Raw genomic sequence first — 12,660 nt, 5'->3', positions numbered from 1 at the left:
ATTATGGAACATAATATAAACAAACATATATCTGGTCGCTTTAATCAAGAACTAGAAAATGTTCGTAACCATGTACTAAACATGGGTGGCTTAGTTGAGCAACAGCTAAGCAGTGCACTTGACGCAGTAAGCCGTAACGATGCTGAACTAGCACAAAAAGTACGCCAAAACGATTACAAAGTGAATGCAATGGAAGTAAGCATCGACGATGAGTGTACACGCATTATTGCTCGTCGCCAGCCCGCAGCAAGCGATTTGCGCTTGGTTGTTGCTATTGCTAAAACAATTGCCGATTTAGAGCGTATTGGCGATGAAGCTGAGCGTATTGCTAAAGTAGCTTTGGACTCATTTACTAAAGATCAGCAAGATTTATTAGTGAATATTGAAAATATGGGACGCCAAGTATTAAAAATGCTACATGATGTACTTGATGCATTTGCGCGTATGGATGTACAACGCGCCTTTGAAGTACATAAAGAAGATTCAAAAGTTGACCGTGAATATGAAGCAATTACGCGCCAAATTATGACTTATATGATGGAAGATCCACGCTCAATCCCAAAAATTATGGATTTAGTATGGTCTGTACGTTCATTAGAGCGTATTGGGGACCGTTGCCAAAATATTGCGGAATACATTATATATTTTGTTAACGGAAAAGATATTCGTCATACATCTCAAGAGGATATAGAAAAATCGTTGTAATATTTTTTCTATCATTCTTTTTTATTAAAGCGGCTTAATGCCGCTTCATGCATTGTTAGCTGCGGTGAAATAATAAAAAGCGTTCACAATCGCGGCTAATACTGTAAAATTCATGCTGCAAAGCATATCAATTTGATTAAAGGGTCAGTTATGCCTACAAACGCGTTTTTAGGGGTATTTGCAAAATCTCCTATCAAACCAATGGAAGAACACATCAAGAAAGTTCATCAAGCAAGCAAAGCTTTGATACCTTTCTTTAATCACGTATTTAAAGAAGAATGGCAGCAAGCAGAAGAGCTTCGTTTAACTATTCGTAATTTAGAGCGTGAAGCTGATGATATGAAAAGAGATATACGCTTACAATTACCGCGTGGTTTATTTATGCCGGTAGAGCGTACAGATCTGCTCGAACTCGTAACTCAACAAGATAAAATAGCAAATAAAGCAAAAGATATTGCAGGGCGCGTAATTGGTCGTGAAATGACTATTCCTAGCGCTATGCAGGCAGACTTTTTAGCTTATCTAACACGTTGTGTTGATGCGACTAAACAAGCATCAAAAGCAATTAATGAGTTAGAAGAGTTATTAGAAACGGGTTTTAAAGGTCGCGAGGTTACCTTAGTTGAAAAAATGCTCGTAGAATTGGATGCCATAGAACAAGACACGGATGAAATGCAAATTAAAGTACGCCGCCAACTGCGTGATGTAGAAAGCGAGCTAAACCCAATTGATGTTATGTTTTTATACAAAATAATTGAATGGGTTGGCGAGCTTGCAGATATTGCAGAGCGCGTAGGATCACGTCTTGAGCTGATGTTAGCTCGTTAATTTATACAAATCAGTTCAAACGAAAGATTAAGGTTACACAATGGATATCATTGCATCTTACGGCACGGTATTAGTTTTAATTGCCGCAGCAGTCGGCTTTTTTATGGCTTATGGTATTGGCGCGAACGACGTCGCTAATGCGATGGGTACTTCGGTAGGTTCTAAAGCGTTAACAATAAAACAAGCAATTATTATTGCGATGGTTTTTGAATTTGCTGGTGCTTATTTAGCGGGGGGTGAGGTTACATCAACAATTCGTAAAGGTATTATTGATGCAGCTCCTTTTGCAGCGCTGCCTGATTTAATGGTTTTAGGTATGATCTCTGCGCTTTTTGCAGCGGGTACTTGGCTATTAATCGCCTCATTTTTAGGTTGGCCTGTTTCAACTACTCACTCAATTATTGGTGCAATCATAGGTTTTGCATTAGTTGCAGTGGGTACAGAGGCTATTCAGTGGAATAAAGTTGGAGGTATTGTAGGTAGTTGGATTATAACACCGGCAATTTCAGGCTTTATTGCTTACTTAATATTTATGAGTGCGCAAAAGCTAATTTTTGATACCGATGCACCGCTTAAAAACGCGAAGCGCTTTGTACCTCTGTACATGGGTTTAGCGGGTTTTATTATGGCGCTAGTAACAATTAAGAAAGGCTTAAAGCATATAGGTATTAATCTAGGTGCTACAGAGGGCTACTTAATTGCTATCGCGATTGCTGTGATTGTAGCTATTATTGGTAAAATTGCGATTTCACGTTTAAATATCGACCCTAAAGCTGATAAACAAATGCAATTTAATAACGTAGAAAAAGTATTTGCGGTATTAATGGTATTAACAGCGTGTTGTATGGCGTTTGCGCATGGCTCAAACGACGTAGCGAATGCAATTGGCCCACTAGCTGCGGTTGTGAACATTGTTGAAAGCAACGGTGAAATCGCTAAAAAAGCGGCTATCGCATGGTGGATTTTACCACTCGGTGGTTTTGGTATTGTTGCGGGTCTTGCTATTTTAGGTAAAAAAGTAATTAAAACAATAGGTGAAGGTATTACACATTTAACGCCTAGCCGTGGCTTTGCTGCAGAACTTGCGGCTGCATCAACCGTTGTTATTGCATCAGGTACTGGTATGCCAATCTCTACTACACAAACCTTAGTTGGTGCGGTATTAGGTGTAGGTATGGCACGCGGTATTGCTGCTCTTAACATGGGTGTTATCAGAAACATTGTAGTTTCTTGGGTAATTACATTGCCAGTTGGCGCTGCCCTTGCTATTGTTATTTTCTACGTACTAAGAACCGCGTTTGGGGTTTAACAAAAAAGTACTCAAAGACTTTTAGCTTGAAAAGATCTCAACGCCTTTGGTGTTGGGGTCTTTTTATTTGTGGAAAGAAAAAATGACCAACCTACCAAGTATTAAACAGCTGCAGTATTTATTAGCTGTACATCAGCACCAGCATTTTGGCCGTGCAGCAAGTGCGTGCTTTATTGGGCAATCTACTTTAAGCAGTGCAATTCAAAACCTTGAAGAAACACTCGGTTGTCAGCTAATAGAGCGAGAGAATCGTAGCCTCATGTTTACCAGTATTGGTGAAGAAGTTGTTGAACGCTCTCGTAAAATTATCAACGATACAATTAGTTTAAAAGAGTTAACCAAAAGCTTTCTAACGCCACTCAGTGGCAAGTTAGTGGTAGGGGTTATACCTACTATTGCAAGCTTCATAGCAGCGCCTTTGTATCATTTTTGTAAGCAAACCTTTTGTGATTTAGAACTGGTACTTGTTGAAGATACCAGCGATAAGTTATTAGATAAGCTTGAACACGGCCATATTGATTTAGCGTTGTTAGCTCTGCCTTATCAAACAGAGAAGTTTCATACCCAAGTATTGGCTAAAGATCACTTTAGTTTAGTGCACCACAAAGATTACAGCCCAGCTAAAGGCGTTGAAGACTTTAATTTACTACCTGAGGCGAGTGTATTTTTATTAGAGCGAGAGCACTGTATGACAGGGCATGCCTTGAGTGCGTGTCACTTAAATCGTTCAAGCTGTATTAATCCGTTTGAAGCTGCAAGTCTACATACTTTACTCAGTATGGTAGAGCATCAGCTAGGGGTTACATTTTTACCGCAAATGGCGATTAATGCGGGCATTCTTAAAGATAAAAATATGATAGCAACTCCCTCGCAAGGTGATGCTTACCGAGATATAGGCATATTGTGGCGAAAAACCACTGGAAGAATTCGCGACTTTAAATTATTCAGCCAGCAGTTGGAAGTGTTTTTAGCTCGCCAATGCAGCCTGGACTTTGAGGGTTAATCCTAATTACTTTCAAGAGTAAATTAAAGCAAAAAAACAGCAGCCTATAACGGCTGCTGTTTGCTATGTGTTTGGCTTTCAAAGGGTTCTAGCTCGGGTAGAAAAAGTAAATAAATCCACACAACTACATTAAAATACGGGAGTAGGCCTAAAGTAGCAAATACGCCTACTGGGTAGCCCTTTAGCTGCGCGTATCGATAGCACTGATACGCAATTACACAATGTATTACGAGAAGTAAAATAATCAACTGCGCCATACCTTCCTCCTTAAACCTGACAAGCTTTAACCTCTATGTAATTGCTAGCCATGTATGTTTATAGGTAATGTCATGTTTTTATTGTTAAATCATCAAAACAACAAGACATTTACTAAGTGGTACGTAAAGTATAGGCAATAAGTGCAATAATGATAGTAATAAAATGCTTAAAACTGTTTAAAAATGTTTAGCTGACGCTAGGCTGTTGTTGGGTAAAAGGTTTCTTCTGGTAAATAATTTTAAGCGTCGATTGTACTTTTTCTACAGGGACGGGTCGGGCAATAAAATAGCCTTGTCCGTAGTCAACACCAATCTTTTTTAGGGCAAAAAATATCTCTTCGCTCTCTACGTATTCAGCTACTGAGCGCTTATCAAGAGAGCGGCTTATATCGTTAATAGCCTTAACGAGTGCTAAGTCGATTGGGTCGTTAATCATGTCACGCACAAACGAGCCGTCTATTTTAACATGCTGCGCAGGTAACTGTTTTAAATAGTTAAATGTGCTAAAGCCTGTACCAAAGTCATCAATAGAAAAATGACAGCCTAAACTGTTTAGCTTTTCTATCATTTTACGGGTAGCTTTTAAGTTGTTGACTGAGGCCGACTCGGTAATTTCAAAAATAATACGCGAAGGCGGTACGTGGTATTTTTCTAGGCTCGATTCTATATGTGGCAATAAGCGTTCATCTAAAAACGATTGAGCAGAAAGGTTAATAGCCACTTGATTTAAATCTGGGTGTTCAGCAACGCTCGCAATAGCATTACGAATAACACATTGGTCCATCAAAAAAGTATCGTTAAGTAGCTCAAGGGAGGGAATAAATTGATTAGGAAAAATAAGCTTATCGTCTATTTTAAGACGTAGCAACGCTTCAAAATAAGCCACTTTATTGGCCTTAAAGTCCCATATCGGCTGATAGTGTAGTTCCACGTTGTCCTGTTGAAGCGCCTGTCGGATCTCATGCCCCCACTCAAGTCCTGTTTGCAGAGTGTTATTCTGCGCATCTTCTTTTGAGTAGCAATGCACTAGGTTACGGCCTAAACTTTTAGCAATATATAGGGCAATGTCGGCTTGCTTAAGGCATTCACTCGGATCACAATTTTGAGCCGTTATTTGCGTTAAGCCAATAGAGCAACTAATTGAGTAAACTTGGTCTTCTGATTTAAACTCGTGTTGTTCAATCGCGCTACAAATACTCTCTGCAATTAGGTGAGCATCTAGCAACTGCGTATTTTTTAAAATAACTGCAAATTCGTCACCGCCTATTCTACAAACTAAATGTTTAGCGCTAATGTTCGCTTCAAATAATTGGGCAACATCTTTTAGTACTATATCGCCTTGTTGATGGCCTTTACTATCGTTAATTATTTTAAAATGATCTAAATCGATATAAATAAGTGCGTGCTCTACACCACCATAGGTATGCTTGGTTTGGCATATTTTATTAAGTTGTTGATCAAAATAATAACGATTATGTAAGCCGGTGAGCGTATCATGCAGTGCTAAGTGGCGCAGTTTTAACTCGGCTTGTTTTCGCTCATGTATGTTGTCGATTGTGGCAGTAATAGTGGCATTATTACTGCTGTTTTTTATTAGCTGTAACCGGCATTCAACCCAAATCTGATTGCCATTTTTATGATTAAGTTGAATTTCAACTTGCTGCTGTTGTGTGCCGCCATTAAGAATATCGTTAATGGTCGTATTTAGTTTTACTTGGCATTCATCTGAGCAATAGTCGATTAAAGACTTTTGCAAAGACGATTTAACCCCAAAGCCACTTAGTGTTTCCCAAGCGGGGTTTATAAAGCGAATTTTACCTCGTTGGTCGAGCTCTAATACCACCGTGTTTAAATGCAGTAAAATACGTTGGTGCGCCGAAAACAGCTCCTTGTAGCGAACTTCGCTAATACTTAGCTGCTCAACCTTTTGTGCAAACTCAGCATAACTCACCATAAAGTCTTCACGACGCGCAGCATGGTCACACACCTTATTTAAAAACGACGGGTCGTACGGCGCTCTTATAAAGTCAGTCACACCTGACAACAGTAATTGCTCTGCATAGTCTGCATCGTTATTGTCAATAATAGTGACAATGGCTTGTTTAGGGTTATGTTGTAGTATTTCTTCGACTAAAAGACTTGAAGTATCAGCGCGCGACGCGGTTGCATCAAGCAATACAATAGCAAATTGTTGTTGGTTGTAAGCATTTAAAGCACTTTGGCTTGATGTAACATGGGTAATAGCAAAATTGAGCTTAAGTTGCTGCGCTATTTCATCGGCTTTTTGCGCTATTGGTTCTAGTAAGAGTAAATTAAGACGGCTACTTTTTTCTAAATGTGTAGATAATACATTTGCCAACACCTGCGGCAACATGTCTTGGTGCTCAAAGGGCAGTACAGCGTCTATGCCGTAACTCCGTGCGGTGGTTTCTGCTATACGCTCACAGTAGATTGGCGGAATAAGTAAAATAGGGGTATTTTTAGGTGTTTTAAGTAAGCCTGAGCGGATCATGCGAGAAAAGCGCCAGCCATCTATTTTCCCTACGCTTAAACCAGTGATAATCATGTTTACGGGCTGTTTTTTTAATAGGGTGAGCGCATCTTGGCTATCTGCGGCTTCTATGAATTCAAATACGTTTAAGTATTCTAAAGTGGCGCGTATAGTTCGGCGTTCTTCGCTACTTGCGTTTAGAATGAGCAACTTCAGCTTATCTGCCACTTTTTTATAACCCCAAAACTAAACCATTATTATCAAAGGCAGTAAGAATAATGATATTTACTAATAAGAACAAGATTATTTAAAGTAGTTACTCAAATGTATCTAAAATAGGGTGAATCCTCTCAACTGTTGTAGATATCTTGAGCTTAGCCCAGGATAGATATACACTTGGCGCGATTTTATTGATGTGGAATACCGACTATGCGCGTGGCTGACTTTAGCTTTGACTTACCTGATGAATTAATTGCTCGTTTTCCTAAACAAGACAGAACCAGCAGCCGTTTACTAACCCTAGATGGCTCAACTGGCAACGTTGAACACAAAGTGTTTAGCGACCTACTTGATTTAGTTAACGAAGGTGACTTATTAGTATTTAATAATACCCGCGTTATTCCTGCCCGTATGTTTGGTCAAAAAGCCTCTGGCGGAAAAGTTGAAGTGCTTGTAGAGCGTGTAGTTGATGAACACCGCGTACTTGCCCATGTAAGAGCTAGTAAGTCGTTAAAGCCGGGTAACGAAGTTATTTTAGAAGGCAAAGCAAAAGCGACCATGATTGCGCGTCACGATACGTTATTTGAGCTTGAATTCGATCGTAGTCAAAATGTACTCGATATTCTAAACGATATTGGTCACATGCCTTTACCTCCTTATATTGACCGCCCTGACACCGAGGCTGACCGCGAGCGTTATCAAACCGTTTATGGTGAAAAACCTGGAGCCGTAGCAGCGCCTACGGCAGGGCTGCATTTTGACGATAAGTTAATGGCGGCACTAAAACAAAAAGGCGTAAACATGGCGTTTGTTACGCTACATGTAGGCGCGGGTACGTTTCAGCCGGTGCGTGTAGAAAGTGTAGATGAGCATGTAATGCACTCAGAATACATTGAGGTGCCTGACAGCGTGGTACAGGCTGTTGCACAAACTAAGGCAAATGGCGGGCGTGTAATTGCAGTAGGAACAACTTCAGTGCGTTCGCTAGAGTCGGCAGCAAAAATACACGGCGGTAAATTAGATAGCTATTTTGGCGACACCGATATTTTTATTTTTCCGGGTTATCAGTTTAATGTAGTTGATGCCATGGTGACTAATTTTCACTTGCCTGAATCAACCCTAATTATGCTAGTAAGTGCCTTTAGCGGCCAAGATAACATTATGGGTGCGTACAACACCGCTATTGAACAAAAGTATCGCTTTTTTAGCTATGGTGATGCGATGTTTTTAACGCGTAAATAAACACCTTTATAATCGGTACACTTACTAACAACCCAGCGCAAACGCTGGGTTTTTATTTGCCTGTGCTAATACGTAGTGAATTTAGCGCAGCTAATAGTAATAGCGGGGCAAAAAGGGTAGAATCGAGCGGTTAAATTATAGCTTGTTGGACTGTTTTTCCGACATTGAGGATGATATGAAATTTGAATTAGACCGCACCGACGGAAAAGCGCGCCGCGGCCGCTTGATTTTTGACCGTGGTGTAATAGAAACGCCTGCATTTATGCCAGTAGGTACTTACGGTACTGTTAAGGGCATGACCCCAGATGAAGTTAAAGCCACAGGGGCACAAATTTGTTTGGGTAACACCTTTCATTTAATGTTACGCCCAGGTACTGAAATCATTAAGCAACACGGTGATTTACACGACTTTATGAATTGGGACTTTCCAATTTTAACTGACTCGGGTGGTTTCCAAGTATTTAGCCTTGGCGCTATGCGTAAAATTACCGAAGAAGGCGTGTTGTTCCAATCGCCGGTAAATGGTGACCAAATTATGATGTCGCCTGAAAAATCAATGGAAGTACAGCGTGATTTAGGCTCAGACATCGTGATGATTTTTGACGAATGTACGCCATACCCAGCCACTGAAAAAGAAGCTAAAGAGTCTATGGAGCTATCGCTTCGTTGGGCTAAGCGCTCTAAAGAAGGCCACGGCGACAACCCATCAGCTTTATTTGGTATTATTCAAGGTGGTATGTACCCTGAGTTACGTGCACAATCACAAAAAGGCCTAGAAGAAATTGGCTTTGATGGTTACGCATTAGGTGGCCTATCAGTGGGTGAGCCTAAAAACGAAATGATGAATATTCTTGATCATTGTGCGTACAAAATGCCAGAGGATAAACCACGCTACTTAATGGGTGTAGGTAAACCTGAGGATTTAGTTGAGTCTGTACGCCGTGGTATTGATATGTTTGACTGTGTAATGCCTACGCGTAATGCACGTAATGGTCATTTATTTATTACTACAGGCACAATTAAAATTCGTAACGCAGTGCATAAAACAGACACTGGTCCGCTTGATCCTGAGTGTGATTGCCATACTTGTAAAAATTACTCGCGTGCTTATTTACATCACCTTGATAAATGTAACGAAATTTTAGGCGCACGACTAAACACAATCCATAACTTACGATACTATCAGCGTGTTATGGAAGGCCTACGCAATGCTATTAGTGAAGGTAAACTAGAAGAATTTGTTAGTGATTTTTATGCTCGCCGTGGCCAAGAAGTGCCAGAGCTTGCAGATATAAATTAAAATTTAAAAATATAGAGGAAGTATTATGAGTTTATTTATTTCAAACGCACACGCCGCTGCTGGTCAACCTGCTGCAGGTGGTGGTTGGGAAATGCTAATTATGTTAGCTATTTTCGGTTTGGTTTTTTACTTTTTAATTTACCGCCCACAAGCTAAGCGCGTTAAAGAACATAAAAGCTTAATGAGTGCGATGGCTAAAGGTGATGAAGTACTTACCCAAGGCGGTTTAGTTGGCAAAATCGTAAAAATTGCTGAAGATAAAGATTTCATCGTGATTTCTTTAAATGAGCAAGCTGAAGTTACAGTACAAAAATCGGCAGTATCTGCTGTATTGCCTAAAGGCACAATGAAGTCACTATAAAAATAAAAAGGACATGCCTGTGTTAAACAAGTTTCCAATTTGGAAGTATTTACTTGTTTTAGCTGTGGTAGCCATTGGCCTTTTATATGCTTCTCCAAACTTGTATGGCCGCGATCCGGCTATACAAGTTTCGGGGGCAAAAGGTGCAGATGTCGATCTCAGTGTAGTAGACAAAGTAAACGCAACCCTCAAACAACATAATGTAACAGCTAAGTCTACCGTGCTTGAAGGCGGCCAAGTATTAGTGCGTTTTAAAAATGTTGAAGAACAGCTAAAAGCGCAAGACTTACTGCGTAATTCTCTTAGCGACGATTATATTTCTGCTATTAATATGGCACCCGCTCAACCAGCATGGTTAAAATCATTGGGTGGTAACCCGATGAAGCTAGGTCTTGATTTAAGTGGTGGTGTTCACTTCACCATGGAAATCGACATGGCAACCGCGGTAGATAATCAGCTAGAGCAAATGGAACAAGATTTTCGTAGCGACCTACGCGAAGAAAAACTTCGTTACCGTAGTGTTCGCCGTGTAGCAGGGTCTGAGCGTATGCGTGTAGAAATGCGTACCGAAGAAGATAAAGAGGCGGCTGAACGCTTCTTAGCATCGCGCTACCCACTAAACGTATACATTGATGATAGCAGTAACGATCGCGCATTTTTTGCCACTATGAGTGAGCAAAAGCTTAAAGAAATACGTGACTACGCTATTAAGCAAAACGAAACCATTATTCGTAATCGTATTAACCAAATTGGTGTTGCAGAGCCTAACGTACAGCGCCAAGGTGCTGAGCGTATTATTGTGCAACTACCAGGTGTACAAGATACAGCACGCGCTAAAGAAATTTTAGGGGCAACGGCCACGCTTGAATTTCGTGAAGTAGACGAAAATGCTGACCCAAGTGCGGCTGCTCAAGGGCGTATTCCCGCAGGCACAGAAATGATCATGAGTCGCGATGGTTACCCTGTGGTACTTAAAAAGCGTGTCATTCTTGAAGGGAGCCATATCACAGGTGCGCAATCAGGCAACGATGAATACCAGCGCCCACAAGTGAGCATTACCTTAGATAGCAAAGGCGGGGCAAAAATGAATGCCTTTACCAAACGCGCTATTGGTAAGCGCATGGCCACGGTATTTATAGAGTACAAGCCATCGGGCAAAAAAGACGCTGACGGTAAAGCACTTCCACCTATTAAGGTAGAAGAGGTTATTAACGTTGCGACTATTCAAGCTCGTCTTGACCGCTCATTCCGTATTACAGGTATTGATAACCCAGCCGAAGCTCACAACTTAAGCTTGCTATTACGCGCCGGAGCACTAGTTGCGCCAATTCAAATTGTTGAAGAGCGCACAGTAGGCCCAAGCCTAGGCCAAGAAAACATAGAAGCGGGTATGACAGCTGTAGCTCTTGGTTTTGCGTTTGTGCTTGCCTTTATGCTTATTTACTACAAAGGGTTTGGTTTAGTTGCCAACATAGCACTTGCCGCTAACTTAGTACTTATTGTAGGTGTAATGTCGTTAATTCCAGGTGCTACATTAACGCTGCCAGGTATTGCCGGTATTGTATTAACCGTAGGTATGGCAGTAGATGCTAACGTACTTATTTTTGAGCGTATTCGTGAAGAGCTGGCCGATGGTCGTAGCCCGCAACAAGCCGTTCATTTTGGTTACGATAGCGCCTTTAGTACTATATTTGATGCCAATATCACCACACTAATTGCGGCCATTATATTATTTGCAGTGGGCACCGGCCCAATTGCAGGTTTTGCCGTAACGCTGGCAATTGGTATTTTAACTTCAATGTTTACAGCCATAGTTGGTACCCGTGCGGTAATTAACTTATTTATTGGTGGTAAGCGCATTGATAAACTTTCAATTTAAGGAGCGGACATGCAAATTTTAAGTTTGGGTGGTAAAACCCTACGTTTCATGTCACTTCGTAAAGTGGCAATGGGTTTTTCTACGCTATTAATTTTAGCGTCGTTTGCCTCAATTTTTATCAAAGGTTTAAACTTTGGTTTAGATTTTACTGGCGGTACTGCTGTAGAGGTTGGTTTTTCGCAACCTGCAGATTTGAAAAAAGTACGCTCAGTATTAGCTGAAAACGGTTTTGCCGATGCCTCAGTGCAGCTGTTTGGTTCTAGCCAAGATATTTTGGTGCGTTTAGCGCCGCGCGGCAGTGAAGTAAAAGCCGAAGTTATTGGTAATCAAGTGATTACTGCCTTAAAGCAAGCTGATGAAAGCGTAGTAATGCGCCGTATTGAGTTTGTAGGTCCAAGCGTAGGGGAAGACTTAAAAGAGCAGGGTGGCCTTGCCATGTTAACTGCGCTTATTTGTATTTTGATTTACGTGGCATTTCGCTTTGAGTGGCGTTTTGCTGTGGGCGCAGTGGGGGCATTACTACACGATGTAATTATTACTGTTGGCTTGTTTTCTGTATTAGGGTTAGAGTTTGACTTAACTATTTTAGCGGCCATATTGGCGGTAATTGGTTACTCACTTAACGATACTATTGTGGTATCTGACCGTATTCGTGAAAACTTCCGTAAAGTACGCATCGACGACACGATTGAAATTATCGACATGTCGTTAACGCAAACACTTAATCGTACACTTGTAACGTCAATCACCACCATTTTGGTATTGATTGCGCTATTTGTGTGGGGCGGACAAACCATTCACGGTTTTGCTACTGCCTTGTTATTTGGTGTGTTTATTGGTACTTATTCTTCAGTTTACGTTGCAAGCTCGGTAGCGATTACCATGGGCGTAAGTAAAGAAGATTTAATACCCGAAGTGGTAGAAAAAGAAGGCGCCGACCTAGACGCATTGCCGTAATAGAGTCAACGCTTAAAAAAAACCGCTCAATTGAGCGGTTTTTTATTGCGTGGTACTTAATACACATGCAATAAAATTGTCATACAGGCTTGCTACTTTAATGCCCCAA

The 12,660-nt window shown here is 40.9% G+C and carries 11 protein-coding genes; 9 read left to right on the top strand and 2 right to left on the bottom strand.

All coding sequences use genetic code 11. The features are described from left to right. Positions 1 to 3: 3 nt before the first annotated feature. The 4 genes from phoU (at position 4) to AN393_RS09475 (ending at position 3,845) form a co-directional block, all read left to right on the top strand. Entirely contained in the window at positions 4 to 705 is a 702-nt protein-coding gene (gene phoU, locus AN393_RS09490) for a phosphate signaling complex protein PhoU (RefSeq protein ID WP_055014697.1), read from the top strand. A 150-nt stretch (positions 706 to 855) separates the two neighbouring features. Beyond that, positions 856 to 1,533 carry a TIGR00153 family protein gene (locus tag AN393_RS09485; protein ID WP_004587620.1) on the top strand — a complete coding sequence of 226 codons (678 nt, stop codon included), beginning with the start codon at positions 856 to 858 and terminating at the stop codon, positions 1,531 to 1,533. A 40-nt stretch (positions 1,534 to 1,573) separates the two neighbouring features. Then, positions 1,574 to 2,842 (top strand): inorganic phosphate transporter, encoded by a 1,269-nt coding sequence (locus AN393_RS09480; protein WP_055014698.1) that lies wholly within the window; start codon positions 1,574 to 1,576, stop codon positions 2,840 to 2,842. Between the two features lie 82 nt (positions 2,843 to 2,924). Then, positions 2,925 to 3,845 carry a hydrogen peroxide-inducible genes activator gene (locus AN393_RS09475; protein WP_055014699.1) on the top strand — a complete coding sequence of 307 codons (921 nt, stop codon included), beginning with the start codon at positions 2,925 to 2,927 and terminating at the stop codon, positions 3,843 to 3,845. A gap of 44 nt (positions 3,846 to 3,889) precedes the next feature. On the opposite strand, the gene AN393_RS09470 is transcribed toward AN393_RS09475, so the two are convergent. Continuing rightward, complete coding sequence (locus AN393_RS09470) at positions 3,890 to 4,102, bottom strand: hypothetical protein (protein ID WP_024031438.1); 213 nt, start codon at positions 4,100 to 4,102, stop codon at positions 3,890 to 3,892. Positions 4,103 to 4,289: 187 nt separating this feature from the next. After that, positions 4,290 to 6,821 (bottom strand): EAL domain-containing protein, encoded by a 2,532-nt coding sequence (locus AN393_RS09465; RefSeq protein WP_055014700.1) that lies wholly within the window; start codon positions 6,819 to 6,821, stop codon positions 4,290 to 4,292. Positions 6,822 to 7,022: 201 nt separating this feature from the next. Between AN393_RS09465 and queA the strand changes: the two genes are divergently transcribed. The 5 genes from queA to secF all read left to right on the top strand — a co-directional run bounded on the left by queA (position 7,023) and on the right by secF (position 12,551). Then, positions 7,023 to 8,054 carry a tRNA preQ1(34) S-adenosylmethionine ribosyltransferase-isomerase QueA gene (gene queA / locus AN393_RS09460; protein ID WP_055014701.1) on the top strand — a complete coding sequence of 344 codons (1,032 nt, stop codon included), beginning with the start codon at positions 7,023 to 7,025 and terminating at the stop codon, positions 8,052 to 8,054. Positions 8,055 to 8,229: 175 nt separating this feature from the next. Next, the gene (tgt, locus tag AN393_RS09455; RefSeq protein WP_055014702.1) at positions 8,230 to 9,354 is read left to right on the top strand and encodes a tRNA guanosine(34) transglycosylase Tgt; all 1,125 of its coding nucleotides are present in this window, start codon (positions 8,230 to 8,232) and stop codon (positions 9,352 to 9,354) included. 25 nt (positions 9,355 to 9,379) lie between these two features. Next, positions 9,380 to 9,715 (top strand): preprotein translocase subunit YajC, encoded by a 336-nt coding sequence (gene yajC, locus AN393_RS09450; protein ID WP_055014703.1) that lies wholly within the window; start codon positions 9,380 to 9,382, stop codon positions 9,713 to 9,715. Positions 9,716 to 9,734: 19 nt separating this feature from the next. Beyond that, a complete protein-coding gene (secD, locus tag AN393_RS09445; protein ID WP_055014759.1) occupies positions 9,735 to 11,594 on the top strand; it encodes a protein translocase subunit SecD in 1,860 nt (619 codons plus the stop codon). A gap of 9 nt (positions 11,595 to 11,603) precedes the next feature. After that, complete coding sequence (gene secF, locus AN393_RS09440; RefSeq protein WP_055014704.1) at positions 11,604 to 12,551, top strand: protein translocase subunit SecF; 948 nt, start codon at positions 11,604 to 11,606, stop codon at positions 12,549 to 12,551. Positions 12,552 to 12,660 lie beyond the last annotated feature (109 nt).

Source organism: Pseudoalteromonas sp. P1-25, assembly GCF_001401805.1.
Lineage (GTDB): Bacteria > Pseudomonadota > Gammaproteobacteria > Enterobacterales > Alteromonadaceae > Pseudoalteromonas.
Note: the sequence above shows the minus strand (reverse complement) of the source record. Positions and strands in the feature narration are given on the sequence as shown.

Excerpts from the sequence above, each read along its gene's own strand:
- AN393_RS09485 (WP_004587620.1), top strand. The coding sequence starts at position 856 with ATGCCTACAAACGCGTTTTTAGGGGTATTTGCAAAATCTCCTATCAAA.
- AN393_RS09480 (WP_055014698.1), top strand. The coding sequence starts at position 1,574 with ATGGATATCATTGCATCTTACGGCACGGTATTAGTTTTAATTGCCGCA.
- tgt (WP_055014702.1), top strand. The coding sequence starts at position 8,230 with ATGAAATTTGAATTAGACCGCACCGACGGAAAAGCGCGCCGCGGCCGC.
- AN393_RS09470 (WP_024031438.1), bottom strand. The coding sequence starts at position 4,102 with ATGGCGCAGTTGATTATTTTACTTCTCGTAATACATTGTGTAATTGCG.
- AN393_RS09475 (WP_055014699.1), top strand. The coding sequence starts at position 2,925 with ATGACCAACCTACCAAGTATTAAACAGCTGCAGTATTTATTAGCTGTA.
- secF (WP_055014704.1), top strand. The coding sequence starts at position 11,604 with ATGCAAATTTTAAGTTTGGGTGGTAAAACCCTACGTTTCATGTCACTT.
- phoU (WP_055014697.1), top strand. The coding sequence starts at position 4 with ATGGAACATAATATAAACAAACATATATCTGGTCGCTTTAATCAAGAA.
- yajC (WP_055014703.1), top strand. The coding sequence starts at position 9,380 with ATGAGTTTATTTATTTCAAACGCACACGCCGCTGCTGGTCAACCTGCT.
- queA (WP_055014701.1), top strand. The coding sequence starts at position 7,023 with ATGCGCGTGGCTGACTTTAGCTTTGACTTACCTGATGAATTAATTGCT.